General features: G+C 60.8%; 12 protein-coding genes. 7 read left to right on the top strand and 5 right to left on the bottom strand.

Translation table 11 applies throughout. The features are described 5' to 3' along the window. Genes OUZ49_RS10075 through OUZ49_RS10085 form a run of 3 tightly spaced genes read right to left on the bottom strand, consistent with a single transcriptional unit; the run spans position 1 to position 2,181 of the window. Positions 1-768, bottom strand: a complete 768-nt coding sequence (locus tag OUZ49_RS10075; protein WP_266150251.1) for a flagellar biosynthetic protein FliR — start codon at positions 766-768, stop codon at positions 1-3. A gap of 5 nt (positions 769-773) precedes the next feature. Further along, positions 774-1,019 (bottom strand): flagellar biosynthetic protein FliQ, encoded by a 246-nt coding sequence (locus tag OUZ49_RS10080; RefSeq protein WP_266150252.1) that lies wholly within the window; start codon positions 1,017-1,019, stop codon positions 774-776. 7 nt (positions 1,020-1,026) lie between these two features. Beyond that, positions 1,027-2,181 carry a tetratricopeptide repeat protein gene (locus OUZ49_RS10085; protein WP_266150253.1) on the bottom strand — a complete coding sequence of 385 codons (1,155 nt, stop codon included), beginning with the start codon at positions 2,179-2,181 and terminating at the stop codon, positions 1,027-1,029. Positions 2,182-2,649: 468 nt separating this feature from the next. Between OUZ49_RS10085 and OUZ49_RS10090 the strand changes: the two genes are divergently transcribed. The 5 genes from OUZ49_RS10090 (at position 2,650) to OUZ49_RS10110 (ending at position 6,829) form a co-directional block, all read left to right on the top strand. Further along, entirely contained in the window at positions 2,650-3,042 is a 393-nt protein-coding gene (locus tag OUZ49_RS10090) for a hypothetical protein (RefSeq protein ID WP_266150254.1), read from the top strand. 348 nt (positions 3,043-3,390) lie between these two features. Next, entirely contained in the window at positions 3,391-3,741 is a 351-nt protein-coding gene (locus tag OUZ49_RS10095) for a hypothetical protein (RefSeq protein WP_266150255.1), read from the top strand. A gap of 491 nt (positions 3,742-4,232) precedes the next feature. Further along, complete coding sequence (locus tag OUZ49_RS10100; RefSeq protein ID WP_266150256.1) at positions 4,233-5,495, top strand: hypothetical protein; 1,263 nt, start codon at positions 4,233-4,235, stop codon at positions 5,493-5,495. Between the two features lie 200 nt (positions 5,496-5,695). Further along, positions 5,696-6,088: a glycosyl hydrolase family 28-related protein gene (locus OUZ49_RS10105; protein WP_266150257.1), complete on the top strand. Its 393-nt coding sequence runs from the start codon at positions 5,696-5,698 to the stop codon at positions 6,086-6,088. A gap of 51 nt (positions 6,089-6,139) precedes the next feature. Next, complete coding sequence (locus OUZ49_RS10110; protein ID WP_266150258.1) at positions 6,140-6,829, top strand: hypothetical protein; 690 nt, start codon at positions 6,140-6,142, stop codon at positions 6,827-6,829. 713 nt (positions 6,830-7,542) lie between these two features. Here OUZ49_RS10110 and OUZ49_RS10115 read toward each other — a convergent pair. Together OUZ49_RS10115 and OUZ49_RS10120 are read right to left on the bottom strand one after the other, a co-directional pair. Further along, positions 7,543-8,064 carry a hypothetical protein gene (locus OUZ49_RS10115; RefSeq protein ID WP_266150259.1) on the bottom strand — a complete coding sequence of 174 codons (522 nt, stop codon included), beginning with the start codon at positions 8,062-8,064 and terminating at the stop codon, positions 7,543-7,545. Positions 8,065-8,141: 77 nt separating this feature from the next. Beyond that, the gene (locus OUZ49_RS10120; protein WP_266150260.1) at positions 8,142-22,283 is read right to left on the bottom strand and encodes a putative Ig domain-containing protein; all 14,142 of its coding nucleotides are present in this window, start codon (positions 22,281-22,283) and stop codon (positions 8,142-8,144) included. Positions 22,284-22,956: 673 nt separating this feature from the next. On the opposite strand from OUZ49_RS10120, the gene OUZ49_RS10125 reads away from it, so the two are divergent. Both OUZ49_RS10125 and OUZ49_RS10130 read left to right on the top strand, forming a co-directional pair. Beyond that, entirely contained in the window at positions 22,957-23,340 is a 384-nt protein-coding gene (locus OUZ49_RS10125; RefSeq protein WP_266150261.1) for a nuclear transport factor 2 family protein, read from the top strand. Between the two features lie 167 nt (positions 23,341-23,507). Further along, complete coding sequence (locus tag OUZ49_RS10130) at positions 23,508-24,992, top strand: CoA-acylating methylmalonate-semialdehyde dehydrogenase (protein ID WP_266150262.1); 1,485 nt, start codon at positions 23,508-23,510, stop codon at positions 24,990-24,992. The last annotated feature ends 10 nt before the right edge of the window (positions 24,993-25,002 follow it).

Consider the following 25,002-nt stretch of genomic DNA (forward strand, 5'->3'; position numbering starts at 1 on the left):
TCAATGGACCCCGGCCATCGGCAGCGCAGAGAACGCCCCGCGGAACAAGCGTTCGATCAGCGGTGGCGAAAAGCGAAGCGTCGCCGCCAGTAGCGTGAATCCAGCCAGCACCTTGAGCGGCAGTGCCACGAAATAGATATTGGCCTGGGGCATCGATCGGCTGGCGTAGGCCGTTCCCAGGTCAATGGCGAACAAGCCGAGGATCACAGGCAGCACCACCATCAGGCCCAGCAGGAACTGGGTGGATAGCAGACTCATGAATACCGTTGGCGAAACCACGATGCGGCCGCTACCCAGCGGCACCAGATTCAAGGACGAGACCAGCCCTCGCAGCAGGACCAAGTGCAGTCCCAGGGCAAAGAACACCACCATGCCGCCCCACTGGATCACCGTGCCAAACAACGACTCGGTGGTGTGCGTCGAGGGGTTGAGCAGGCTCGCTGCCGCCACACCCGACTGCATGTCGACCATGCGCGCCGCAAATCCGAGTGCCGCGGTGGGCAGTACGACCGCGAGCGCAAACGTGAGACCGACCAGGCTCTCGCCGCCCATGGCCAGCCCAAGCAACACCGGCGATTCCATCGTGCCGGCGGCAACGGTAGCCGCTCCCGCCGCGCCCACCGCCGTCAAAGCAAGCGCAATCACCACGACGATACGCACCGTTCCCGGCACCCAAGCCAAGGGGCCAAGCGCCGGCACCATCAGCAACGGCGCAAAACGCGCCATGGCCAACAGAAACGTCGCGACATCCCTTTCGAGTACTTCCATAACTCCTACATTCCCGCCACAAGACCAAACAGATGCTGCGTGAACTCCACCACGACAGCCATCATCCAGGCGCCTGTCATCACAAACATCGCGACCACGACGACAAGCTTCGGAATGAAGGTCAGCGTCATTTCCTGGATCTGCGTGACCACCTGCACGATCGAAATCACGACACCCACCAGCAAGGTGGCGACCAGGATCGGCGCGCTCACCTTGGCCGCCGTCAGCAGTGTCTGCGCCAGCAGATGCATGGCGACATCAGTGTCCACGCGGGCGCTCCTGTGCCGGACGCAGCAGGTTTCGCAGCGTGTAGACAAACTCCGGCGAGATTGGCGTGCTTCCTTTCAGGGAAGAAGCCGTCAGCGACTGAATAATCGCCTGGGCTTCTGCTTCCCTACCCTCGTCGAGCAGCAACACGCTCTGTGCGTAGCGCGCCGAACGTCCGTTCGGATCAAGGCGCAACGCGCGCTTGATGGCTTCACCAGCCGCTTCCTTTTCACCACGCAACGCATGGATCAACGCACGGCCACCGTGGGTTTCTCCAAACGTTCGATCCAAGGCAAACGCGTTGTCGAAGCTCTGTTGCGCGCCATCCAGGTTTCCCTGCAGCAGCTGGCACCACGCCAGCGCATGCCAGGTACCGATGTGCTCGGGCATGTAGGTTGCTGCGCGATCCAGCACGGCCCTGGCGGCGACGATATCGCCCCGCATCATCAAGCCTTCCCCTAGCCCGAGGTAGGCCCTGCCCGCGTTTGGCTGCGCGGCAATCAGCTGCTGAAACATGGGTACGGCGACATCGTCGCGTCGATCCCATAAGGCCAACGTGCCGCTGACCAAACCGGCATCGAACTGGGCAGGATCTTCGTTCAAGGCCTGCGTCGCTGCTTGCGCCGCCTCGGCTGTCTGGCCGTCATCAAGCAGCAGCATGGCGCGCAAGCCATGGAACTCCGCGTGGCGCCCCCCCTGGGGCACACCGTCCAAAATCACCAGGGCTTCAGCGATTCGCTGCTGGTGATACAGGATGCGCGCCTTCAACAATGCAAGCGCTGCGGCGGCATCGGCTTCCGGAGATGCTGCCAGAGATAGCGTGCCAAGCGCTTCGTCCAGTTGGCCGAGCCGAAACTGCGCGAATGCAAGGTCGTGACATAGTCCGCCAGGCACGGGCCGCATGGTCGATGCAAGCGGTTGCAACAGCGCCACCGCGTTCACGAAGTCGCCGTCCACGAGCGCGCAACGCGCTTCGCGAAACAGCACGCCAGGCAGGCTTCGCAACGCTAGTGGAGCTTGCTGCAAACGCTGCCTTGCCCGCGCCACCTGCCCTTCGATCAGCAATTGATCGAGCAAGTCGCAAAGCAGGTCGACGTTGGCCGGATCGCGATCCGCGAAAGCCTCCAGTGAGGCAAGGCGGCTCACAGGTCGCCCCTAAACTTCTCGCGCTGAATACGGATAAACACATCAGGCAAGGCAACGCCATGCCCTGCGTCCAGGATGATATCGGTCACGTAAGTCCATTTACGCACGGCAGATGACCGCACGCCCCCTTGCATTCCAGCCCCTCAGAACAGCGCCCCCGCACTGTCCAGCAGATCGAAAACAATGACCTGAGCTGCGACGTGGGGAGACTAGGCGTGCTGCGAAGAAACTGTCAACAAGCTGTATACGACGCATATAATTGCGACATATAGCTTCGTAAAATCAACGCCGTAAGCGTGCTCGCCGCAAGATTTACCGACGACGCAACGTACCCTTGCGAATGCGCTAGCGTTGATTCTCAAAACGCAGCGTCGAAAGTAGGCATTTCGCTTGTGATGGCCATCACCTTTTATGTGAGTGCCTCATCGCCGTTACACTCCGCTCGCCACTTTCCAAAGGAACATCGCCATGAGCTCCGATCGCATCACGCCAGGTTCTTCGTTACTGGAAACGATGCGCGCATTGGCTCAAGGCAAAGCACAATCGAGGTCGGCCGCGGCTTCCGCTCCCTCGGTCAACGCGACCAGGACCGATCAAGCGTCTTCCATTTCAGAACACTCCACCGCACAGCTTCGTCAGCGACTCCAATCCTTGGTTGCCGACACCGATGTGGATGATCCCGCGGCGATGGACATGGTGCGGGAGCCCGTACTGCGGGAAATCATCCTGTGGGAATTTGGTAGCGACTTCCGCCAGAGCACGCACTTCCAGCCGATGATCGAACGCATCAACCAGGCGATGGATCTCGATGAGCGCTTTCGCGCGCAGTTCGTCGACATGGTGCAAAACCTGAAGCATTGAGGCGTGCCTGAAACGGGGCTATTTGCCCCCTGATTTATCGGACACCATAAAGCGAGGCAGCCGGTGGGGTGGCGCCGCGCGCTTGCGAATCGCTGACGCCAATAACAGCTAAACCCCACACGGAAGCCGACTCCCGCACCACGCGGAACGCAGCGCTTCTCAAGCCATGCGCGAGACTTTTCCGGACGGACACGGCTCGCGCCGCGTGCGAAGGTCCGTGCGTCGGCGGCTGCAAAGTTCCCATTCTTCCCGCCGACGCTCTGCTTGATCGCAAGTGAAATAGCGCGGGCCGAAAGGGCAGCAACCCAGACGACCCGCTAACCACAACCAACTTGTTAGGAGTTGATCATGGCTACAGTCGATCATACGGCAGCCGCAGGCCCTTCCGCGCCCAACGCCGTCCCCCGTCCCACCAATCCGCTTTGCCGTCCGTTCTGGACGTTTTCGCGCGCCAAGGACGGCGACAAGTTCCGCGCCGCCCGAATCGCCGGCTTGTGCATGGGCATCCAGGCGGTGACGCGCATCCTGGTCAATAGCGACACCTTCCGCGTGATCCAGTCGAAATGCCAAGAAATGGAACCCGGCAACTGGCCCTTGGATAACGAAGTCACCGAGGGTATGTTCGCCGCGCTCTACTTCCTCAGCGAACAGGCAGAACTCGCCTGCAAGGCATCGCTGGACGAACTGGGCTTCGAATAGCAAACAGAGCAACACCGAAGCGCCGTCGTCTCGCGACAAGGCAGCAACCCAAGCCATGCGAGCCCGGCCGATCCAGTCGCTCGCCCATCAACAACGCCCGCGCAATGCGGGCGTTCCTCAATGGCGAACCTCTATTACTCAGCCGGAACGGGGGCAGAACTGCTGAACACGGCAGGTTGGACTGCCACCCCGTCTTTCCGGATATTCCAAGCCATGGAGAAAAGACTTTGGGACACCCAGTCTTGGCAAGAGTACCCAGACGCCGACTGAATGGGTCGCAACTCAACTACGTCCGCCTCGTTTTCCACATTGGTGCTCGCGCAAAAAAAGCGTGGTTGGGTCGCCATTATCGACATCAATCATGAGTCATCATCTGAGTGGAAACCGTCCTGGAGTAGCCCAGGGTATCAATGGCGAATGAGGAGATTCCATAAACCAGAAATGATTTCAAATGATATGAACTTAGACCTGCAACCAAAAGGGAATTTTCTATGCAATCTAAAAAAATCGCATTATTGGTCATGGCGTTGACCCTTCTAACGGCAACGTCCCTACAAGCGGGTAATAACGTTCTCGTCGGATACTGGGACACTTATGCAGGCCCAGGTGACTATACCGCGGCATTAGCACCATACGCGAACGTGTCATACATAGCTCTTGGGGCGGATACCGCAGATGTACCAAAAGCAATTACTGAAGCATCAAACTATGGCATGAAGTCGATCGTTTCAGTTCAAGGCGTTTTTTTTCAAAATCAAGGAAACTCCCCTAACCTGATTAACGGCTGGGGCACTAATTGGAGCAATTTTGCTCAGAGCATTTCAGCTCAGGTTGCGGCCAATGATGTGGCAGCGTTCTATTTATACGACGAGCCCGATGGCGCCGGTGTATCAATACAAGCATTGAGCGCAGAAGCCAACGCGGTACGCACCGCTTTTCCCAGCGTACCACTAATGATTATATATCAGCCAGGAAACTATCTCGGACTCAGCCTCGTCGATTGGGCTGGCATAGACTGTTACAGCAATGGTCAATGGACATGCGCTAATGGCCAGTCCTATTCGGCGGCCTACTCTGGACTCAGGAGTCGATTGAATTCAAACCAACGCACCGTTCTTGTCCCCCAAGCTGGCTATCAAAGTAATAGTTTGTGCTGTAATGCGGCCTTGGAACAGGAGCTTCAGGCTTACGTTGCGCTATCGATAGGCGACCCTGACGTTGTCGCAATAATTCCGTTCATTTGGCCGAATGCCACCGGATTCCAGGGGTTAAGCAGCTATAATTCTGGAGCCGGCTCGCTTGGTGCTTACTATACCGCCGTTAGTAGTGCATTCAAGAATGGTTACGCTTACCCATTTTCGACGTCTACTCCCGCATATGAATTCTATGCTCCCGGCACCAATAATCATTTCGTGACTACTTCAGTCCTCGAAGGGTTGAGCAATGGATTCAACTTACAGGGAATCGCTTGGAACGTCCTTCCGATGCAGGCAAGTGGCACCATGCCACTGTATCGCTGCCATATTTCTGCAGGAAATCGGCATTTTTCTTCAACCTCATCAAGTTGCGAAGGTCAAATCGTTGAGGGAGTTTATGGGTATATATACTCTTACCAGGCAGCCAATACTTCCCCGCTCGTTCGTTATTATGACCCTTATGATGGGGATTTCTATGACTCTGTGGCAACAGTGACACCACCGAATTACCAGCGTGTCGGTGTCTTAGGTTACGTACCTAACGTTGGCGTTCCTTAAGACTGCTCGGAGCCATGAGTAACGACAGGGATCAGAGTGCACTTTTCAGAAGTTGACTTTGGTCCCTGTTTTATTTCTTTTCGTCCGAGAAATCAGGAGTAGTCCAGCCAGACCCCTTTCTTGGTTGCCGCCTCATTCGGCAGCCGCCATAGTGGCCCAAGCTGGGCAAGCGGATTGACAAACCTACTTTCGAGGGACTCATGGAGAGACGACAATTTATTGGTTCGATCCCACTCGCAGTGGGAGGCGCATTGATCGCGCTCCCTACTCAAGCTTCAGCACAATCATCCTCACCATCAACCATCTGGACCAACGTAAAGACATTTGGTGCCGTTGGTGACGGAGTCACTGACGACACGTCCGCGATCCTCGCCGCCATTGCCACACCTCAACAAAACAATGATTTTCGCGAGGGCGTGCTCTATTTTCCCGCCGGCCAATACAAATGCAGCTCAACGCTAGCTTTCACTGCCTACAGTGCCGGCGTTGTGCACAACATCATTGTCCGCGGGGACGGGCCACAATGCACTTATCTCGACTTCAGTAGCGCAAGCACCGGGTCTTCAGGAATCGCTTTCAACGCTGGTGCGTAGTTTGGCATTGAAGATCTATTGATAAACGGCGCCCCTGGCAATGGTGTTCTCGTGGGCAGCGGAAATGCGGTGGGTACCGGCGGATACTGCTCCTTCTTTACGATCAAAAACGTCCGCGTCCAAAATTGCGGCGCCAACGGCTTCTTCTTCGTCAACGCCTACATGGGGACATTGTCAGACTGCTGGTCAGCCAGCAATGCCGGCATAGGATTTCTGTTTGCCGGCTACCACACATCTATTGATGTCAGCCGATGCTATGCAAGCAGCAACAAAGGCATTGGCTGGTCACTGAACGGCATGACCTATTCGTCGTTCACTGCCTGCGGCTCGGATCAAAACGTGTGGGGATATGCCATGACCAATATGGTGGGCGTATCGTTCTTGGCATGCGGCGCCGAAAGCAATCAAAGGGACGGCTGGCTATTGTTGACCGGTACCTCGACTACGATCGGACTACCCAGTCAGGTCGTAGATATTCATGGCCTGACGTTCACCTCCTGCTCGAGCTACTTTAATAGTCAGCAGGGACCCAATGCCTACGGCTCGCACATGTCTGCGTTGGCGCAAGACGGACGTCCAATCCAGTTCAAGATGTCGGGCAACACCTCGTTCTGCAATTCAGGCTCAAATGTGAGCATGGTGTTGAACGGCAATGCAGGCGCCATCACAGCATATGAAGAGCTTTCGTACTTCAACGGGTCGTGGATGACATCCGGCTCCGTCACGCGCAAAACGCTTTAGACGATTATCGAAAAATAGGCAGGAATGCGGTCCTGTCGGCGCAACGTGAAAGCGTTGCGCCGACATGTACCCTTGCGCGTCTCGAGAACATAGCATTCGTGCCCAATTAAACCGTCCGAGAGATCGGCGGTAGTCCAATCTGACTCCGCTTTCGCCGGGCCGCGCGATATGCCAAGCCAGGGTGCAAAGGACCCTAGCCCCCTGTCGTTGTAAGAGCACCAGGGCGACCAAAGCGAGAAGGTGACTGGACGGGGCGCGATTTAACTACCTCCGTCCCGTTTTCGGTTTTCCCGCTGTCCCGTTTTCCCGCTTTAGACGACGATAGAAAGTTGGGGTGGAATGCAGTCCCTTCGGCGCAACGTGAAAGCGTTGCGCCGAAATGTACCCTTGCACGTCTCGAGAACATAGCACTCGTCCCGAGCTAAACCGCCCGAGAGATCGACGGTTGTCCAATCTGACCCTGCTTTCGCCGGGCAGCGCGACATTCCAAGCCAGGATGAAAAGGACCCCAGCTCCCTGTCGTTGCAAGAGCACCGGGGCGACCAAAGCGAGAAGGCGACTGAACTGGGCGCGATTTACTACCCCCGTCCCGTTTTCGCGTTTTCGATGCGTGCCGTTTTCGATGCGTTTTCGATGTCAGCCGTGAATCGTTGATGCTTTTCCATCGAACACTTCCGTGCAGGGATTGTCCTCGCGCTTTGGTGTCCAAGAAATCAGGAGCGGTCCACTCCATCCTGTTTTCCGATGTGTTTCCCTCGGAGCCATGTGTGGAAGCCAAACTCCACCAACAGCCATAAGGCCGCCATGGCCCCCGTCGCAGGAAGGAGCCAGACCCGACTCGCGCCACCAAGAAGGATAAGCGGCATTGCCACAAGATAATTTACCAACGTAAACCAGCGATACCTGGGTAACTTGACTTGTGCAAAGCGCGCCACGATCGCCTCGTGGCGGCGATTCAAACAAAAATAATTCAATGCATAACTCAAGGGCATTACAAACAAGATCGATCCCCCTCGTGGATCGATCCGCCCGTGCCACCACGCCTGCCACACTTGCTCCAGCGCGGTCCGAAGGCCGGTCAGTGGTTCAAGTACGTTGAGCAACCAGAAAGAAAGCGCCATAAAATAAAGGAAGCTCGTCCAATCAGCATTCCCCTTGGCATCCGCCACGTCGCCACTTCCTGTCAACGAGCGTTGGAAAGACATGTAGTACCCGAAGCAGATAAATTGATACATCGCGTCCCTTGGATTCGAAACAACTCCGGTCGCGTTGCGGCCGGAGCCTCTTGGTGTCGCGCATGCCCCCTGACTGACTAACGCTGTAATGTGGTCGGGTTGCTCTGATTGTAAAGCTGATCGATCTTATCGCTGCCGTAGTGATAAAGCGCACGCCATCCGCTCTGACCATGGTACTCAAACTTGCCAGCTTCGTAATCGATCACGCCCCAGGCGATACCTGCGGCTGCGCCAACCGGACCACCGGCTGCGCCAGCAATGGCATCAGCAGCAAAAATGGATCCAGCGCTGACTCCCACGTGCCCCCAATCTAGTGGATCACTCCATTTCATGGTTGCGAGCTCAAGTCCCACAGCACCTCTGGCCAGCACTTTACCCGCAGTTTTCAACGCCGGTGCCACTCCCTTCAACACCTTGGCTAAATCCAGCACCGCACCGGTGTCAGTGGCAAGATTCCTGCCGATCTGAATCGCGGGCGCGGGGTTTGCAAACGCTGATGCACGGCCACCATTGGCGATCACAGCGGCGGTCCAGCCTTTGGGCACGGACGCACCCACCCGCACTTGCATGCCCGCTTCGCCAAGGCCACGCACCAGATCCATGGTGCCGCTCAGGATCGATGAGCTCAGGATTCCCTCGTCCTTGTAAGGAAGGTCGATGCCAACGTTTTGCGACGATGTATCAACCGGTGCGATGGGTCCCGACGTGTTATTCGGCGATGCCACCGGGCCCCAAAGATTGCTATAGGCCCCTCCCAGGGAGAAGTTCGATGTGCCCTGTAGCGGCTGACCTTGCCAGTACGCTGGGCCAAAGCCTGTTCCAGCTGTCGCTAGCGGATACCCAGCAAGGCCCCCTCCGGATGATCCCTGGTCTGACCCGGGGCCCCCGGCGCTCTGAGAATAGTTACTCGAATCCCCACTGTCCTCACCGACATAGGTGCGCGTGCGATATTCATCGAGCGCCTGTTGCGCGGCCGACATGTCGCGTCCTTGTGCGGTTAGGCGATCAATGTCGGCCTGATTCTCAGCGATCTCCGCGTCAGATTCGAGTCGCGTGAAGCCGCTCGCTGCCGCAGAACTCGGTCGCACTGTGCCGAATGTGTCGTATACCGTTTGCCAGTCGGAAGCAGCGACCGAAGGACCTCCACTCACAACTTGCGCCATCAAGGCATCGGAGATGCCGCTATCTGCTGACGCGGCCCCTTGCGCGCCCACACCCTGCCCGCCCTTCGTAAAGTCGAACTGATAGCCTTGCTGCGCAATGCCCGGGCTGCTCATCCCCGCAATGGCCGCATTCCCCAACGCATTCCCAAATGCGTCCTCGCCGATCTGACTCCATGTACTGGTGCGGTCATCGCCCAGCAGTTGCGAGGTCTCTTTGTCCAAGGCACCGGACATCAACCCACCCGCCACATCCCGGGTGAAGCTTCCCGAGCTGTCGCCCAACTGCTGCAAAGCCCCACCCTTCAACCCCGCCTCTGCAGTCAGCCCTGATGCCACCGCCGACGCCACCACGCCCGCCCAGCTGAACTGGCTCGCCTGTCCCGTGATATGGGCAGCTACGACATTGCTGGCATAGCTGCCCGCACCTAGCAACGCTGCGCCAGCCGGCTTCAATTTGCCTGCTGCGCTCGCCAGCGCCGAAGAGTCGCTGCCGGTGCTGGCGATCTCGCTGCCGATACCCGCCGTCAACCCAGCGGCCAAGCCGCTGGTCAATGCCTGAGTTAATGAGAATCCGCTACTAATTCCTTCCGCATCCCCCGTAATCTGACCGGCTACACTACCAACAAATCCTCCAATAGCAGCCGCACCTGCGCCCGCCAAGCCATAACTACCACTCAACGCAGCAACGCCCGCACCCCATACCGATCCTGTCGCCCCAGCAAACGCCTCCGCTGCCAAGCCCGCCGTGTAAATGCTGGCCACGATCACCACCGCGACCATGACGATCTCTGCCACCCCCGAACACCCCGACGCACTCGGCGGCGGCGGTGGCACCGCCGGCAAGCTCGGCGTCGTACTGCCGATGATCTGACCTGGGTTGTATGGCTTGAACGTAGTCGACGTGTTCGCATGCGTCGTCACCGACGGCACGGTAATCGACTGCCCCACCACCAGCCCGCTATCCCCCGTGAGGCCGTTTGCCGCGGCAATGATGTACGCCATGCCGCTGTTGCCGTACACCGACTGCGCGATGCTCTCCAGCGAATCGCCCGCCTGCACCACGTACTGCGTCGGGTTGCCACTACTGAATCCGGTGAGCGTGCCGGACACGTTGATATCGCCCGCTTCATCCATGTCGCCCAGCTGTTGGCCGTTGACGTAGGTGTAGTGATCGGTACCGTTGCCGCCATTGGGCGTAAACGTGCTGCCGCTGGAGGTGCCGGTGCGACGCTCGACGATGTCGCCGGTGGCGTCGTAGGCAAACGCGCGGGTCTCGTTCTGAGCGGTGCCCGCACCGTTCTGGCTGGTCTGCGACACGGCAATGCGGCGACCGAAGTCGTCGTAGTAACTGGTGTCGGTGGCCGGCACGTAGCCGGACACGGTCGGCGTACCGCTGGTGCTCTGCTCCAGGTAACCGTCTTTCTTGATGTAGCTCACGGTGTAGTTGGCGCCGTAGGCCCCGTTGCCTCCGCTCACCGCCGGCTGGGTGTAGCTGTACGCCGTGACATTGTCCTCGTGATCAAAGGCCGTGTAGGTGGTGGTGGAAGCCATCACCTCGGGACCATCACTGCTGATGGTGGGTACGGCGCTCTGGCCACCATCGGGCAGCGTGCCATTGCCGTCAAAGTATTGCTGGCCGATTTGGGTCCAGTTGCGCGTCGGCGCGTTCCAGCTCACCTGTTCGGTAACCACGCCATCGGCGTTGTAAGCGGTCGCCGAGCCGTAGCCGAGCCAGCCGCCAATGTTGAGATACATGTAGCCGGTTGGCTTGTCGGGCAGGCCGTAAATGCTCTCGGTGGTGTTGGAGGCCAGATAGTTGTTGCTACCGACCTGATGACCGTCAGCGTCGTACCAATACTGCGTTTTTACGCCAAGATTGCTTTGGCCGATGGTGGTGTCGACGGTGTAGTACGACTGCACCAACTCGTTACGGCCGTCGTACACCATCTTCTGACTCATGGCGTCGCCAGCGCTATAGGTGATGGTGTTGGGCCCTTCGACGTCCTGGTAGGTCGCCGCATTGACAGAGTTGCGGATGACCACGTTGCCGGCGGCGTCGTACTGGTTGGCGAATGACGGGTCTTCGTAGGTGCCACCCGTGACCACGATCTGACCGTTCTGCAACGCACCGTTGTTTACGACGGTGCGGTTGTCGGCATCGTAGGTAAACCAGAAGCTCTGGACATCGGGTGTCGTCGTTTGGGTTGCCTGCAGCGTCTGGACACTCAACGTCTGAAGGCTTGCCGACGATCCGGTTGCCTTGCCCTGATAGCCGATCGTGAACGTGAGGCTATTGGACAGGCCACTCGCGTCCGTGGCCTTCATCGTGATCGTCCACGTTAAATAGCTATCGCGCAGGATGTTGGGGTTACCCGAGAACTGCTGGGTGGAGGCATTAAATACGAGCCACGACGGCAATGCGTTGCCATTGGAAAGCGTCGCCGTGTAGGTCAGGGTTTGTCCCTGCGGATCGCTAAACTGACCCGCCGCATTGATGCCTACGTTTGCCGGATAGTTGTACTCGTAATCGGCCCCGGCGATGGTACCGACGTACTGCGGCGGTTGCGGCACCGAGGCCACAGTGAGGGTGAACGATTCGCCCACCGAGGCACCATGCGTGTCAGTGGCCCACATCGCCAGCGTATAGGTACCCCCGGAGGGTGGCGTGCCGCTGAATGTGTGCGTACTTGCATTGAAGCTTAACCACGACGGCAGGCCGACCCAGGTGGAACCGCTCAACATGCCAGCGCTATAAGTAAGGGCATCGCCGTTAGCATCAGTGGCCGCAGGTGGCGTGTAGCTGAAATAGGAGTTCTGGGTGGCTGCTAGATTGACGGCACTGCCAGTAAAGACAGGCGGTGCATTCAGCACATTGACGGTAAGCGTGGTGCTGGTCGAGTTGCCGGAAATCTTGTCGGTCGCCGTGACGGTGATGTAGTAGGTCCCGACGGGAACAAGCGCGTTGTAGACATTGTCGAAGAATCCGCCGCTGAATGTCATCCAGCTCGGCAAATTGCTCGCGGTGTAGGTCAGCGCGTTGCCGGCCGGGTCGTAGAACACATTGGATGGCATTACATACTGAAAATTGGCCCCACCCGTAAAGGTCTGCGCCGGCATGGGGTTCGCGACAACAATGGGCGCGTACGTGTTGGTCATCGTGAACGTGCCGGCGGCGGTGCCACCCTGCCCGTTGGTCGCGATGATTTCGATCTGGTAGCTGCTGTCGGTCTCGTAGACCGGCGTCGAGAACGAGGAAGTCTCATACGTGATCGACTGTGGCACACCGGTGATCGCACCCGTGGTGGCGTTGACGGTCAGACCCACCTCGCTGATCGGTACCCAAATCGCCGCCACGTTCGTGTCGGTGGGTTCACCCGCCTTGTTGATCGTCAAGGTGTGCGCAGGGATAAGCACCATGCCGGTGTAGGTGAGCGCACCACCGTCCGACTCGGTGAAGGCATTGGACGGAAGCGGGATATTCACCGACGCGCCACCGATGACGCCGGTGTGGTTGGCAAGGTTACCGTTGTACACCGGCGCCGGCTGCACGTACTGCGCCACTGTCACCGTGAAATAGGCCTCCGCCGATTGACCTTGCGGATTCTGGGCCAGGATATAGAGCTTGAAGGTCTGGCCGACGGCGCTCTGCGGCGGCGTGCCCCCGAAGCTGAGGCTCGATGGATAAAACGTCATCCAGCTTGGCAACGGCGAATCATTTTCGACGGTGGGCTCGCCCGGAATCGACTGGAAAGCGTAGGTGCCCGACGTGTAGGTCAGCGAATCGCCATCGGTTTCGCTGAAGGACGTGCTGGGGAAGCTGAAGGCAAAGGAGCGCGTGCCGTATACCGTCTGATTGCTGATCGAGCCGTTGACGACCGGTGGCGTTGCCGCCACGGTGAGCGTGAACGTCTCCGTCGACGCGCCACCATTGGCGGCAGTGGCCTTGACCGCCAGTGTGTAGGTACCGACGCTGCCCGGCGCCGGTGTGCCCGTGAACGTGAGCGTGCTGGCATTGAAGCTCAGCCAGGACGGCAATGCGGCGCCGCTGGACTGCGTGGCAGCGTAGGTCAGCGTTGAGCCATTGGCGTCCGTCGCCCCTGGCACCGTGAAGCTCATCGCGCCGCCGACGCCACCAATCTGGGCGCTCGCCCCACTGGTGAACACCGGCGCGGCGACGGGCACGGTCACGACCACGCTCGCACTGACGCTCTGACCGTTCACGTCCGTCGCGGTGACGGTCACCGTCCAGCTGCCCGCCGCGGTCGGCGTACCGCTAAAGACACCGCTGCTGTTGAACGACAGCCAGCTAGGCAAGCCGGTAGCGGTGAAGGTCAGGCCAAAGCCGACATTGTCGGTGAACGCACTGGCGATACTCGCATTCCAGGCCTGGCCCGCCGTCGCCGTCTGGGTACCTACGCCACCCGTGGTCGGCGCAGCGCCGCTACCGGAGATGGGTGCGGCATTGCTGCCATACGCGCTTTGGACAAAGACAGCGCGGCGATTGCCGGCGGCGTCGTAGTTGAAATCCTCCAGCGTGTTCTCGGTGGAGGTGTCCGGGTTCTCGGTGATGACGGTGCTGATGCGATTGTGGCTGTCGTACTTGGTGATGGTCTCGGTGTGCACCGTCGCGCCGGCGCCATCCGTGGTGTAGGTGGCATCCACCGACTGGTTGCCATTGGCGTCGTACTGGTAGTTGTCCCACAGCGCGGTGGTGCCGCCGGTCTTCTGCAGCTCCTGTTGGACCTGGCCGTCGGCGTAGTACGTGAAGTCGATCTCGCTGCCGCTGCCCGTCAGGGTGCCCGGGAGATAGCCTGGATTGCTCTGTCCAGCCGGCGTCCAAGTGCTGGTTTCGCTGGTAAGCAGCCCAGAGCTGGGGTCATAGTTGTACGTGGTCTTGGCGCCACTGAGATCGTAATGCCACTGCACGCGACCAAAATAGTCATAGAGCCAGGTCTGCGCATCGCCATTGGCGGTGGTGTCGCTGATCTTGTTGCCGTTGACATCGTACGCGTACGTTTCCTGCCAACTGTTCTGATGCTGAATCGGCGTCTGGCTGGTCAGTACACGATGCTGACTGTCATAGCTGTAGTAGCTGGTGTTGCTCAGCGCATCGGTGACCTGGATGCGGTCGCCGCCGGTGTCCAGCACGTAAGTCTGCTGGGCTTGCTGCGTGCGCGCCGTACCGGCGCTGTTGAGCAGGAAATCGCCCTGCTGCACGACCCTGTTGAGCGCGTCGTAATTGGTGTAGGTGATATGCGCCACCGAACCGGAGGCGGTATTGGCGGGCGGCGTTTGCTGGGCGACGGCGCGACCCAGCGCGTCGTAAGCGGTGTAGGTTACGTTACCAATACCATCCTGCGCTGCCGTGAGGTTGCCGGCACCGTCGTACGTGTTCCAGCTGGAATTGGCGTTTTCGTCGGTGGTTCCCATCAGCTGACCGCTAACGTTGTAGTACCACTCCTTGGACGGCGTCGTCCATGTACGCACGCCGGTGGCAGATACGACTAGAACGTTGGGCTCGATCTGCTGGACCACCTGATTGAGGTTGTCATAGTGGTACTGCGTTGTGTTGCCCGCGGCATCCGTATAGGACAGCACATTGCCCCAGCGGTCATAGCTGCGGGTCGTCTGCAGACTGCCATTGACGCCGCTGCTGGCACTGTCACTGGGCGTACGCTGCTGGACAACATTGCCGGCCAGATCGTCCCAGTTGTGGGTCCAAGTGGTGCTGCTACCTCCGGTAATCGTCGTGAAGTCGGTTTGCTGATGACCGGCCAGGTCGTAACCATACGAATGGATGGCACCGGTCTTCGCGTCCGGGGCACTGATGAGATTGCCGGCATTGTTGTAGCCGTAGATGGCCTCGTAACCGTTGTTGTCGCCCTTGGCGACCACTTCACCAAACGCGTCGTACTTGACCTGGCTGTAGCTGTCGTAGCCGGTCTGCCCAGTGCGCTGAGTGAAGGTGCTTAGCTGCTGATTGTTGGCGTCGTAGGTATAGGTGGTGGTGACGGTTGCGCCGCTGTTGCCAGCCAGCAGGTAATAGCTCTGGCTGGTTACATTGCCATTGTTGTCGTACGCCGTGGACGACCAATTGCCGAGCGCATCCGACTGACCCACCTGTCGATTGAGGGCGTCGTAGAAGAAGCTCGTCGTGGCCGACTGCCCCCCGGCAGATACGGTGGTCGTAAGCAAATTGCCCAGAGCGTCATAGACGTTGGTCGTGACGGGAATAACCGATGTGTACAGGCTGCTGCTGCTCAGGTCGAGCGAGGGGGTCTGCTGCAACAATGTCTGCCAATTGCTCACCAGTGCCTGACGAGCCGGGGCCTTGATACTAGTCACGCGACCCACGGCGTCATAGGTCGTCGAGGTCGTCATGCCATTGACGGTCACGCTGGTGACGCGGTTCTCGCCATCATAGGTCGTGGTGGTCAGCGAGCTGCCGCTGGCTATACCAGCCGCACCATTGACGTAGCTGTACTCACCCGTATCCGTCTGACTGTTCTTGCGGCCAATCAGGTCGTAGCCGTAAGTGGTCGAACGGTCGTAACCCGTCGTCACCGTGCCCGCGGGTGGCAGGCCTGGAGGCGTGGTGACGCTGACCGCACTGGTGCTGACGGCCGTGGCGTACTGGGTTACCGTCACTACGTCGCCAAAAGCATTGTAACTGGACGTGGTGACGTAGCCCTGCGGGCTGGTGTAGGCCCCCGTGGGCGACACCGTCATGACAGCCCGATTCAGCGCGTCGTAGTAGGTATACGTCGTTGCCCAGATCGCCGGCGTGGCGTTGCCGTCACCGGTGGCGTTAGCCGGTTGGATCAAGGTCGATGCACTGGTGACGTTACCGTAGGCATCGTAGGTGTAGGTGGTGGTCGGCGATGCCGCCGCCATGGCCGTTCCCGCCAGGGGGCCCATGGCCAAGACATAGGCGATGGCCGGCTGTTGTACTTGCGTCTTCTGGTTGCGCTGATCGTAGGTGGTGGTGATGGTGCGGTCGCTGCCCGAGCTGACCAGGCCGGCTTGCACCTGCGCCACGCTCAGCGGCTGTCCTGCACTCCAGCCACTGATGGCCGTCGTATTCAGTGCCGTGGCATAGCGGGTCGTGCTGACCTGGTTGCCGTAGGCATCGTACGCGTTGGCCGTCACATAGCCGTCGGCATCCACGCTGTAGGCCAACTCGCCATCGGTGTTGTACGCCTTGTACTGGTAGTGACCATCGGCGTCTTGATCCACTACCGCCTGGCCCAGCGCGTTGTAGACCACGTGGGTGCTGACGCTGCCCGGATACGTCGTGCTGATCTGGTGACCTGCGGCGTCGTAGGCGTAGCTGGTGGTGCTGAGAACCGTGATGCTGCTGGAGCTCGCTCCGGTGCCCTTGCTGATCGCGGTGACGTTACCCACGCCGTCATAGGCGTAGGCCGTGTACAGATATTGATTGGCGGCGGTCTGCAGCGTGGTGCCGTTGTAGCTGCCCACCGTCACCGGCGGGCTCTGTTCCAGCGTCTTGCGGCCCGCCTTATCGTAGGTGTCGTAGGTCCAGTTGCCGTCGCGATCGGCTCGGGCCGTCAGCAGGCCGGTGGCGTCGTACTGGAAATTGGCGTTGGTACCCAGCGCGTCGCCGGTCGCGGTGATGCGACCCGCGGCATCATAGGTCGTGCTGCTGATACGCGCGTTCGTGGTGCCGCTGTTGGTGGCACTGATCGCGCTGGCCAGGGTGGTCACGGTCTGCGTGCCCGGCAGCGTGATCGGGTTGGCGTAGGCGATCGTCTTCAGCACACGCCCATCGGCGTCGTACTGCGTCTCCGTGACGTGATTGGTCGCGTCAATGGTGTAGCGCAGGCGACCCGCGTTGTCGTAGACGCTGTACGTGGTGTGATTCGGTGCACTGGCCAAGGACTGCGCCACGCTACTGGTCGACAGCTGCGCGCTCAGCGACGAGCTGCTCGACAACGGCAAGCTGCTGCCATAGGCGATCGTGGCGATGACCCGGCCCGCCGCGTCGTAACGCTGCTCGCTGACCAGGCCCACCAGCTGGCCGTTGACGGTGTTCTGCTGCACCGTGAAGCGCTCGTGGCTGTCGGCGTCGTACAGGTGCAACGTCGCTTCGGCCGTGGCGTCGGTATTGCCCGCCCCGCTAACCAGCGAGGCCACCGAGGATAGTGACGTGCTCTGCGATTGCTGGAGGACCGTCGCCTCGCCCGCCGATACCGTCACCGCTGTCTTATAGGCCAGTACCTCACTCACCCGATCGGCGCTGTCGTAGCGTGTCTCGGTGACATAGCCCATCGGATCAATGCTGTAACGCACCTGTCCTTCGGCGTTGTAGCTGGTGTAAGTCACCTGGTCCGCGCTGGTGGCGGTCAGGTCCGCCGTCACCGCGGCCAGCGTGGGTGCGCTACCCAGCGCGGTGAGCTGCGCGCTGGTCAGTGCCGTGGCATAGGCGTGCACCGAGGTCACCCGGCCGTCGACATCGTAGGTGCGCTGTGTCACCGCACCGGCCGGGTTAATGCTGATGACCGCTTCGTTCGCTTCGTTGTAGATGGTGCGGGTGACGTTGCCGTTGGCGTTGGTGACGCTGAGAAGATTGTTGCTGGCGTCGTAGGCGTAGGTCGTGGTCAGGTGCAGACCCGATGGGTCGACGATTTGCTGACTCAGGCGCTCGAGGTTGTCGTAGACGTATTGCGTGGTGCGCGCCGCGCTGGTGCCTGCACCGACCGTGACGGTCAGCGTCTTGCTGGCGCCGTCATAGGTGCGGGTCGTGGTCAGGTTGAGCTTGCCCGTGCCCGCATCTTGGACCTGGGTCAGCACGTTGCCGTCGGCATCGTAGCTGTAGGTCGTGACCGAGCCCGTGGGGTCCGTGACGCTCAGCTCGCGACCCGCACCGTCATAGGCATACGTGGTCACCAGGTTGAGGCCACCCGGGTCCAGGCTGGTCGGATCGACGGTGCGGGTGAGCACCCGGCCGCTCGCATCGTAACTGTAGGTGACGACATGACCGGTGGCGTCGGTGGTCTGGATCAGATGACCATCGGTGTCGTACTGGTCCTTGCTGATATTGCCCAGCGCATCCTGCGTCTGCGTCAGGCGACCGTCGGCATCGTAGGTATAGGCGGTGATGTCGTTGGCGCCATCCGTGATGGAGACGACATCCCCAAAGGCATCCCTCACCGTGGTCATCGTCACGCCGTCGGACGTGGTGACGATGGTCTTGTGGTTGAGCAGGTCGTACTGGTAGCTGGTGACGTTGTTCAGCGCATCGGTCTGGCTGACCACACGATCGAAGGCGTCATAAGTCGTTTGCGTGGTGCGCGTCTGGCCTTGCACGGTCTGGCTGCTACTTACCTGGCGACCGAGGTTGTCGTAGCCGTAGGTGACGGTATGGCCGTCGCCATCGGTGGTGCTGGTGACTCGACCGAAGGCGTCGTAGGTGTTCGAGGTGCTGCGTGCGACGCTCGAACCAACCGCATCGGTCTCGCCCGTGCGCTCGCCACGCAGGTCATAGCTGGACTGCGTGATCGTACTGTTGGCGGCGCTCAAGGCCTGGCCGGCCTGGCTCAGCTGCTGCTGGGCCTGCGTCACGTCGCCGAAGGCATCGTACTGATAGGCGGTTTGATAGCCCAGTCCATCGATCGTGCCGGCGACCTGACCATCCAGTGTGTAGCTGTAGGTCGTCGCGATATCCAGGGCGGGGTTCGCCAGCGCCGTGGCAGCCGTGGCCAGTTGTGCAGCAGTGGCCGTCAGCACATTGAGCGTGATGCCACTACTGCTGCCGCTGGTGGTGAGCGTCAGCACGCCGGCAAAGCGGCGACTCGTGGTGACCTGACCAAAGGCATTGTAGGTATAGGCGGTGACTGCACCAAGGGCGTTGAGCGTGCCGCCACTGGGCTGCCCCTGCACGGTGTACGCGACGCGTCCATCGGCGTCGTAGTAGCTGTAGGTGGTATTGCCCAGCGGATCGGTCGCACTCACGCGCTGGCCGAGCACGTTGTAGCCGTAATGCGTAGTGGCGTTGGCGCCGTCAATCGTGGTGAGCGTATCGCCAAACGCATCGTACGTGGCGCTGGTTGTACGCGCTGCGCCCTGTCCGTTGGTGGGCGTGATCGTGGTGGAGAGCAGCTGACCGACCGTGTTGTAGTTGTAAACCGTCACGGTGCCGTCGGGCGCCGTGCTCTGATGCAGGCGACCATCGGCATCATAGACATCGCTGCTGACCTGACTACTCGGTGTCGTGCCAAGCAGGGCGACCAGGGCGGCCGTGGTCTCGCCACCGGTCAAGGCGCTCAACTGCTGGGATGTCAGTACCGCGGCATAGCGCGTACTGGTGGTGGTGTGCGTCGTTTCGTCGTAGGCCGTGGTGGTCAAGTACCCATCGGCATCGACCTGGGCGACCACGCGCCCCGCGTCGTCGTAGTAAGTGCGTGTGGTCTGGTCGCTGGCTTGGGTGCTCAGGTCGGCCTGTACCGCAGCCAGCGTGGGCGCACTCCCCAGCGCAGTGATTTGCGCTCCGGTCAGGGCGGTCGCATAAGCAACGGTCTTGATGACCCGCCCCGCTGTGTCGTAGCTCGTTACCGTGGTGTAGCCGGCCGCATCTATGCTCGCCACGAGCTGGCTATCAGCGTCATAGATCGCGTGACTCGTGCGGTCATTGGCGCTAGTGGTGAGAACGGCCTGCAATGCGCCCCATGTCGGAGCACTCCCCAGCGTACTTAGCTGCGTGCCGCTCAACGCCGTCGCGTAGGCCGTGGTGCTGACCGCATTACCGTCACCGTCATACGCCGTGGTGCTGACATCGCCCAGCGCATCGATCGCCGCGATCACGCGTCCGGCTGCGTCATAAAGCGTGTGTGTGGTGCGGTCGTTGGCCGTGGCGGTGGGGATCGGCAAGCTGGTGGGGTAGCTCGCCGTCAGCGCGCCGCCGCTGACCCAGCTCGCCGTGCTCACCAGGGTCGCGTACTGCGTGGTCGCAACGACGTGACCATCGGCATCGTAGGTGTAGGCAGTCACCGCCCCGGTGGGATCGACCGTACCGGCTACGCGCCCGTCGGTATCGTAGAAGGTGTAGCTGACGTTGCCGGCTGGATCGATGGTGGCGATTTGCTGGCCGTCAGCGTTGTACAGATACGATGTCACCCGGCTGGTCTGCCCGGTGGCCGACTGGGTGCTGCTGAGCAGCTCCCCGGCGCTGTTGCGTAGCTGGGTGGTGGTCAGGCCGTTGGCCTGGGTGATCACCAGCTGGTTGCCGCTGTCGGTGTAGACGTAACTGGTGACGTTGCCCACCGGATCGGTGGTGCTGAGCAGCCGGCCCAGGCCGTCATAGGTGTAGCTGGTGGTCTCCAACGTCGTGCGATTGCTGCCACGTTCGGTCGTGCTGTGCAGCAGGCGGCCTTGGGCATCGTAGGTGTACGTCGTCACCGAGGCGCCCACATCGCTGCTGAGCGTGCCGACGCCACTGCTGTTGAGCACATCCCACTGGATCGCCTGACTGAGCTGGCCCCGCACGTCGTAGCTGTAGTCGGTGCGCGTCATCTGGCTAAGCGTGGCCTGCACCGGGCTGCTGGCCACCCAGCTCTGCAGCTGGGCCAGCGTCGGCGGCGTGCTAGGGCTCAAGCCGGTCAAGCTGTACTGGGTGCCCAGGTACTGCTTGGTGCTGCTGAGCACCGTCAGACCACTGCTGGTGCCGTAGTCGTGCTCGGTGACATTGCCCAGCGCATCGACCACGTAGTTGAGGCGGTCGCTGCTGTCGTACACGTAATAGGTCGTTTGCGCCCCGCTGGGGGCGACATAACCGCTCTGCCCCACCACGCCTTGGGCCGGCACGCTGTAGGTGGTCTGGCTGGTGACCTGGTTGTCGGCGTTATAGGTGTAGGTGATGGTGTGACCGGTGGGGTCTTCCGCGCTCAGCCGGTTGCCGTTGCCATCGTAGGTATAGGTAGTGACACCGCCGTTGGCGTCGGTCACCTGGGTGAGGTTGCCGTTGCCGTCGTACTGGTAGCTCGTGGTGGGGCTGCTGCCGTTGACGGTCGGTGCGGCCACCTGGGTCAGCTGGCCGGCGGCGTTGTAGGTATAAGTGGTGACGTTGCCCAGGCCATCGGTCACCGTGGTGGTGTCGGTGGTGAGGTTGTAGCTCAGGCTCAGGGTCTGCGCGGCGGCGCCGCTGCCGGTGGTGATGGTGGCGACGCGGTAAGTGCCGTTGCTGTCTTGGGCGTAGGTGTAGCTGACGGTGGTGCCGTCACTCTGGGTGACCGAGGTCACCCGGTCGCTGGTGCCGTCGTAGCCGTAGGTGGTGGTGTAGCTCGCGCTGCTGGTGCTGTTGGTATCCGAGGCGAGCGTGGTGGTGACCGTCTGCAGGCGGCCCTGACTGTCGTAGCCGAACTGCACCTGCTGGCGCACCACGGCGGTGGTGCCACCCGGCGGGATCTCGCTGATCGACAGGCTGGTCAGGGCGTTACCGGTGTAGCCCAGGGTCAGCGTGTCGCCGTCGCTGGCCGTAATCGTGTTCAGAGCGTTGCTGGTGTTGTAGCCGAAGCTGTAGCTGGCTCCGGTCTCGGGGTCACTCAGGGTTTGCAGCTGGCCGGAGGCACTATAGGTTTCCTGCACGCGGCTGGCGCCGTCGGTCCAGGTCCAACTGGACGTGGTCGCGTTCCAGCTCAGGGTGTCGCTCGCCCCGCTCTGGCCCTGGCTGACGTACTGGCCCAGGGTGGCGTTATAGGCGTAGGTCACGCTCGAGCCGTCGTCCGCCGTGCGGGTGATCGTGCTGCCGGCGGTGTTGAGCGTGCCGGTGAGGCCGCCCACGCTGCGGCTGAAGCCGAACAGCCAGCCCTGGTTGCCGCTCAGCTGGCCCAGGCTGTTATAGGTCCGCAGCACGTTAAGCGGCAGGCCGTCGACGATCAGGCCCTCGTCGGCGTTTTGCAGCACCAGGTTGCCGGTCGCCAGGTTCAGGTAGGACCCGAGCTGGGCCTGCCCAAGGGCCGCCTGCCCGCCTGACGTCTGGCCCAGCTGGGTCAGCGACGTGTTGGCCAGACCCAAACCATTCCCTGCGATGACTGCGACCATGGACCTTTCCCCTAGTAAGCATTTGAAGGGGCCCTTCAGTGGGCCTTCTTCCTTTATCCAGGGGGGCAGAAAAAAGTTTAGGGCCCAGGGTGAGCGCGATACTCGATCGCAATTTGGGCGTTGCCTCTGGTCATCCCATATGGCTTGGTCGTACGCTCGACCTCGGCACGGCCACGGCGGACGAGGCCAAGCGCCCGAATGTTGGGCTCTCCCGTAATAAAATGCGGCCGTGTTTGGTGCCCCGGTCGATGATGAGGGGGTGCGGCCAACTCGCTGGAAGCTACGTGATCAGCGCCGCACCAGAGCTGGTGTCACAAATTCGATCCTTGTACCGCCCTGCCCCAATCCCTCCCCCTCCGCGCACCGATGGCGATGAACGAAGATCGCCCTGACCTGCCCCCGCTCTCCAGCGCGACGGACAAGCCACGTCGACGCGGTCGCCGAGAACTTTGCCGCCTTGCTCGACACGCCGGCAGGCGCGGTAAGTCGGCATGACTGAGTGGCATTGCAAGATGCGCGATGGACGGGCGCGAGCACTTGTATGCCAGCCTGCCTAAGCGCAACCTGACTCTTCGTCCGAGCGGCCCAGCCTGCTGCGCGCCGCTCGACCCGCGTGCTGGATGCCTGCGAGGCGTGGGTGTCGCAAGCACGCGGATTCAGGTGGAGGCCGACGATGGAAGTGCAGAACATCCGCATGGCGCTCGATCGACATTGGGCTGCATCCGCTTCCGGTGATCTGGAAGCCGAGCACGACATCTATCACGACGACGCAGTATGCGAGTACCCGCAGTCCGGCGAGGTCATTCACGGCCGGCGCAACCTGCAAGCGCTACGTGGCCACCACCCGGGAAAACCATCGGGGTTTGCGATCCGGCGCATCACCGGCGAGGGCAATCTCTGGGTGAGCGAGTACGTCATTACGTACGAACGTGGTCACGCCTACACGGTCAGCATCATGGAATTTCGCCATGGCAAGGTGGCGCACGAGACCCAGTACTTTGCCGATCCGTTCGAGGCGCCTGCCTGGCGTGCGCAATGGGTCGAGCGAGACACATGATCCATGGCAATGCGCTTTCTCGTGGTGGATGACATTCAACGAAGGCGCTCAGTTCACATAACGTCGCTCGACATCAAGCAGTGACGAGCGTAGCGTCCATGGGATGGCGAGGCGCGGGATGAAAAAACGCGCGGCGCGCGCAGCGCCAGCCTCCCTGCGGAGGACGTATGAACGAAGCCCATCGTGACGCCGTGCGTGAACTGAGTCATTTCATCGACAGCCGACGCGTCGCCGGGACGAGTGGAAGGTTCGGTGACGTATTCAATCCGGCACAAGGCCGCATAGCTGCCCGCGCGCCGTTCGCCAGCGCCAGTGAAGTCGACGCCGCGGTGGCTGCTGCGAAGGCTGCGTTTCCGGACTGGAGCGAAACCGCGCCCCTGACGCGCGCGCGCCTGATGTTCAAGTACAAGGAACTGCTTGAAGCGCATCTGGACGAACTCGCCACGCTCATCACAAGCGACAACGGCAAGCTACTTGCGGACGCGAAGGGCGAAGTAGTGCGCGGCATCGAAATCGTCGAATTCGCGTGCGGCATTCCCAACCTGCTCAAGACCGATTTCACCGATCAGAGCGTCGTCGGCATGGACAGCTGGAACCTGCGTCAGCCGGTCGGCGTGGCCGCAGGCATCACGCCGTTCAATTTCCCCATGGTGGTGCCGTGCTGGATGTTCGTGATGGCCGCTGCGTGTGGCAACACCTTCGTGCTCAAGCCATCGGAGCGCACGCCATCGGCGTCGATTCGACTGGCTGAACTGTTCCTGCAAGCGGGTTTTCCCAAAGGCGTCTTCAATGTCGTGCAAGGCGACAAGATCGCCGTCGATGCGCTGATCGAACACGCCGATGTAGCTGCGATCTCGGTCGTCGGTTCGACGCCGGTTGCCGAATATATCTACCGCGAAAGCGCGCGGCGCGGAAAGCGCGTGCAAGCCTTGGGCAGTGCGAAGAACCATCTCGTCGTCATGCCCGACGCCAATCTCGATCAGGCCGTCGACGCCCTGGTCACCTCATCGTATGGCTCGGCTGGCCAGCGCTGCATGGCGACCTCGGTCGCGGTGGCGGTAGGCCGTATTGCCGATGAACTCATCGAGCGCCTGACGCCCCGCGTACGCTCGCTGCGGATCGGCGGTGGCATGGAACCCGATATGGACATGGGCCCACTGGTCACCGCGGCGCATCGCAGCAAGGTGTTGGGCTATATCGAGGCAGGCGTGGCGGCCGGTGCCAGACTCGTCGTCGATGGCCGCGGTCATACCGTGCCTGGTCACGAGGCGGGCTTCTTTCTCGGCGGCTCGCTGTTTGATCAGGTGAAACCCGATATGAGCATCTATCGGGAAGAGATTTTCGGGCCTGTCCTGTCGGTGGTCCGTGTGCCTGACCTGGCCAGTGCCATAGCACTCGTCAACGCGCATGAACTGGGCAACTGCTCATCGCTTTTCACTTCAGACGGGGCTGCGGCCCGCGCCTTCACCCGGCAGATCCAGGTAGGCATGGTTGGCATCAACCTGCCCAGTCCGGTGCCGGCGGCCTGGCATTCGTTCGGGGGCTGGAAGCGATCACTGTTCGGCGATCAGCACGCCTATGGCCAGGAATCCGTGCGCTTTTACACGCGCTACAAGAGCGTCATGCAGCGCTGGCCCGACAACCCCGCCTGAGGCCCCGAGT

Source organism: Dyella halodurans, assembly GCF_026283925.1.
GTDB classification, from domain to species: domain Bacteria; phylum Pseudomonadota; class Gammaproteobacteria; order Xanthomonadales; family Rhodanobacteraceae; genus Dyella; species Dyella halodurans.

Coding starts and splice junctions, on each gene's coding strand:
- OUZ49_RS10105 (WP_266150257.1), top strand. CDS start 5,696: ATGGAGAGACGACAATTTATTGGTTCGATCCCACTCGCAGTGGGAGGC.
- OUZ49_RS10115 (WP_266150259.1), bottom strand. CDS start 8,064: ATGTATCAATTTATCTGCTTCGGGTACTACATGTCTTTCCAACGCTCG.
- OUZ49_RS10125 (WP_266150261.1), top strand. CDS start 22,957: ATGGAAGTGCAGAACATCCGCATGGCGCTCGATCGACATTGGGCTGCA.
- OUZ49_RS10075 (WP_266150251.1), bottom strand. CDS start 768: ATGGAAGTACTCGAAAGGGATGTCGCGACGTTTCTGTTGGCCATGGCG.
- OUZ49_RS10130 (WP_266150262.1), top strand. CDS start 23,508: ATGAACGAAGCCCATCGTGACGCCGTGCGTGAACTGAGTCATTTCATC.
- OUZ49_RS10080 (WP_266150252.1), bottom strand. CDS start 1,019: ATGCATCTGCTGGCGCAGACACTGCTGACGGCGGCCAAGGTGAGCGCG.
- OUZ49_RS10120 (WP_266150260.1), bottom strand. CDS start 22,283: ATGGTCGCAGTCATCGCAGGGAATGGTTTGGGTCTGGCCAACACGTCG.
- OUZ49_RS10090 (WP_266150254.1), top strand. CDS start 2,650: ATGAGCTCCGATCGCATCACGCCAGGTTCTTCGTTACTGGAAACGATG.
- OUZ49_RS10100 (WP_266150256.1), top strand. CDS start 4,233: ATGCAATCTAAAAAAATCGCATTATTGGTCATGGCGTTGACCCTTCTA.
- OUZ49_RS10095 (WP_266150255.1), top strand. CDS start 3,391: ATGGCTACAGTCGATCATACGGCAGCCGCAGGCCCTTCCGCGCCCAAC.